The 341-nt window shown below is 66.9% G+C and carries 1 protein-coding gene; it reads right to left on the bottom strand.

Features of this window, described 5'->3' with window-relative positions; translation table 11 throughout:
* On the bottom strand, positions 1-341 hold a 341-nt coding region (locus tag HTV45_RS33530), incomplete at both ends, for a hypothetical protein (RefSeq protein WP_215209647.1).

The following is a 341-nucleotide window of genomic DNA, read 5'->3' as shown; positions in this document are numbered from 1 at the left end:
GCTGACCGCGCAGAACCTCGACCTCCAGGCGCAACTGCTTGAGTTCCTCTTCCTGACGCTCCAGGTCCGCGTTCATGCTGCGCACGAGTTCTCCCGCGTCAGCCAGACGTTTCCCCTGCTCGCGCACCGTCACGCGCAACTGGTCCCGCTCGGCCTCGAGCACCCGCACCCGCCGCTTCTCCAGGACGAGCTCCTCCTGGAGTTCTTCCAGGCGCCCTTCTAGTGTCACCAGTTGCTGAGCGGTGTCGCCGCGTACCCACTCCAGAGCCTCCAGGACCGCGGTGTCGTGACTGCCCAGAGCTGTCGCCTCCGCGGCCGCGAGCGTCTTCTTCAGCTGCTCG

Origin of the sequence: Streptomyces sp. CHD11 (assembly GCF_018638295.1) — a bacterium.
GTDB lineage: Bacteria > Actinomycetota > Actinomycetes > Streptomycetales > Streptomycetaceae > Streptomyces.
The sequence above is the reverse complement of the archived record's forward strand: the minus strand, read 5'-3'. Positions and strand labels throughout refer to the sequence as shown.